Source organism: Methylobacterium sp. WL18, from assembly GCF_008040015.1.
Classification (GTDB): domain Bacteria; phylum Pseudomonadota; class Alphaproteobacteria; order Rhizobiales; family Beijerinckiaceae; genus Methylobacterium; species Methylobacterium mesophilicum.
On record NZ_VRVD01000669.1, the window covers coordinates 1 to 2,514 of the forward strand.

Here is a 2,514-nt window from a genome sequence, read left to right on the forward strand (position 1 = left end):
GGCGGCGGCCCGCGCGGCGGCGGCCGTCCAGGCGGGTGGAGCAAGGGGTTCGGTCATGGCGGCCTCCCGTGGCGATCGCGATCCGCTGCGGCACATAGGGCGGGCGCACGAAACGACGCGGCCCCGGAACGGAGATCGCGGTGCCCTTCGCGGGGGTCAGCGCAGCCCGTGCCGGGCGATCTCCTCCGGCACCAGTTCGGCCGCGTCCTGGCGCGCCAGGATGGCGTCGAGGCCGACCGGGGTATCGTCCCAGGCATCGACGCCGACATCGCAGGAGCGGCTGGTATCGGGCAGCCAGCCGTGGCTGTGCCCGTAGAGGTGGCGGGTCTCCCGCCACAGGCCCGGCCAGGCCCGGTGCGCGTAGTGCGACAGGAACAGGCGGTGCTCCCGGCCCTGGGAATCCGGAGCCGAGATCCGGACGCTGTCCACGGGCGGGTCCGCCCAGGGCAGGTCGAGCACGCGGTTCGAATCGTGGTTGCCCCGGATCAACCGCTTGGTGCCGTTGAGCTGCGCGAATAGCGCCGCGCAATGCTCCCGACTCGCCCCCGCGGCGAAGTCGCCGAGATCCTGACCGCGCAGGGCAGCCCCCCGCCGCCGGATTGGGAGCCCGCGCTGGCCCGGGCCCTGGGCCGCGCCGATCCGGATGTCCTGGCCCATGACGAGGCCGACGCCGTGCTGGCCGAGCAGGGCGAAGTGTTCGCCCCGGAGGACGACGCCTGACGCCTCGTTCCGAAAGGCGGCCGCCGGCTTTCGGGCAGAGACGATGCGGAGCAAGGTGTCGAAGCATCGTCCCGAGCGGTGGCCGCTGGCTCGCAGGCGGACGATGCCCTGGAATCGGACGCCGTCCTAGACTTCCTGGCGGCGCGTGGTTGCCGTGGTGCCGGTCCAGGCCGATGTAGGTGGGATGCCAGGTCCCGATCATCAGCGCGCCGCCCCGCGATCCGCCCCGACACCCCTGCGGGTCTTCCCGGTCTCCAGCGAGGCCCCGGTCCTCGACGCGCAGACGCGGACGCGGCTGGGGCGCCAGCTGCGCGCGCTCTACGACCCGGTGATCGACGAGATGCTGGATCCGAGGCTGGCGGAGCTGCTGCAGCAGCTCGACGCCGATCGCGCGGACGAGACCGGGCGCTGAGGCGGTCCGGAATGGGGCTCCCGTCGATGGATCGGGGGGATGTCACACCGACGGGAGCTGAGCCGGGACGATGAATCGACCCAACCTGTCCTATGTCGCCCAGGAACGATCCCGGGCGCCTTCACTTAAGTCAAATTTGCTGTCGAATACAGAGGGCGATGTGACGGTTACGGGTATTCGTCGGTGGAAAGCCTGGCAGCGGCGTCAGGCCGACGTCCCAGTCACCGACAGCATCACCCCGTCGTTGCCGATCTCGGCGCCGGTGTAGCCCAGCATCCGGGCGAGCTGCTCGCGGGCGCGCCACACCCGGCTCTTCACGGTGCCGATCTGGCATTGCATGACGGAGGCGGCTTCCTCGTAGCTGAGGTTCTCGATCGCCACGAGGACCAGCGCCTCGCGCATCACCGGGGCGAGCCGGTCGAGGGCGGCGCGCACGTCCTGCAGGTCGAGGTGGCCGCCCTGCTCCGGTACGCTGGTGAGCCGTTCCGCATAGCTGCCGTCGGTGTCGGCGACCTCGCGGCCCTGCTTGCGGTGCTGGCTGTAGAACACGTTGCGCAGGATCGTGAAAAGCCACGCCTCCAGGTTGGACCCGGGGGTGAAGCCGGCCCGTCCGCGCCAGCCCCGCAGCAGCGTGTCCTGCACGAGGTCGTCGGCCGCGGCGGGGTCTCGGGTCAACGAGACGGCGAAGCGGTGCAGGGCCGGCACCACCTTCAGCAGGCCGGCGCGGAAGTCGGCCTCCCGTTCGACCTCCCCCGAGACCGGCTCCCCCGAAGCCTGGTCCTTGGCGAGCGCCGCGTCCAGGCGGGCCAGCAAATCGGCAAAGCGATCCGAGGCGGCCGCCGGGGTCGGGCCGACCGCGTCGTAGGTCAGGCCGAGCAGCGTTCCGAGGTGGATGCGGATCGCGTCCGGCAGGCCATGCCGGATGTCGCGGGCCGGATCGGGCAAGGTGTGGCCTTCGGTGTCTGGCATCAGGTCCGGGCATCGACGGCGGGCCTATCGCGCCCGTCGCATTCGCTTGTGGCGCGCCCACGCGGCTCTCGCGCCAACATGGGTTTAGACGGCGTTGCCGCGACGATGCGACGAACCAATACAAGTAAGCGGGACGGGCCGATGTATCGGGGCCGACGACGAACGGGCCGCGAACCGGCGGGCTCGCAACGGCGTTCCCTGTGGGATCCGTCTCCGACCGGAGGCCGGCCGGACTGTGTTCCTGAACCCGTAGCGAGGCGTGTCGATGGCTTCCCCCGATCCCGATCGCACCGTGCCCCGCGACACCGGGGGGCACGCCTCGACGGTCTGGACCCTGGCGCTGGCTACCGCGCTCGTCGGCCTGGTCGCGTTCCCGCGGCGGTCGGCCACCCCCGCCTCAGCCGGCGCGGAGC

General features: G+C 71.6%; 3 protein-coding genes. 1 reads left to right on the forward strand and 2 read right to left on the reverse strand.

Features of this window, described 5'->3' with window-relative positions:
- Positions 1–156: 156 nt before the first annotated feature.
- On the reverse strand, positions 157–774 hold the full coding sequence (locus FV228_RS26700) for a metallophosphoesterase (protein WP_348645073.1): 618 nt from the start codon (positions 772–774) through the stop codon (positions 157–159).
- 130 nt (positions 775–904) lie between these two features.
- On the opposite strand from FV228_RS26700, the gene FV228_RS26710 reads away from it, so the two are divergent.
- Positions 905–1,132 (forward strand): hypothetical protein, encoded by a 228-nt coding sequence (locus FV228_RS26710; RefSeq protein ID WP_147857285.1) that lies wholly within the window; start codon positions 905–907, stop codon positions 1,130–1,132.
- Between the two features lie 204 nt (positions 1,133–1,336).
- Here FV228_RS26710 and FV228_RS26715 read toward each other — a convergent pair whose 3' ends face one another.
- The gene (locus FV228_RS26715; RefSeq protein WP_147857286.1) at positions 1,337–2,101 is read right to left on the reverse strand and encodes a sigma-70 family RNA polymerase sigma factor; all 765 of its coding nucleotides are present in this window, start codon (positions 2,099–2,101) and stop codon (positions 1,337–1,339) included.
- Positions 2,102–2,514 lie beyond the last annotated feature (413 nt).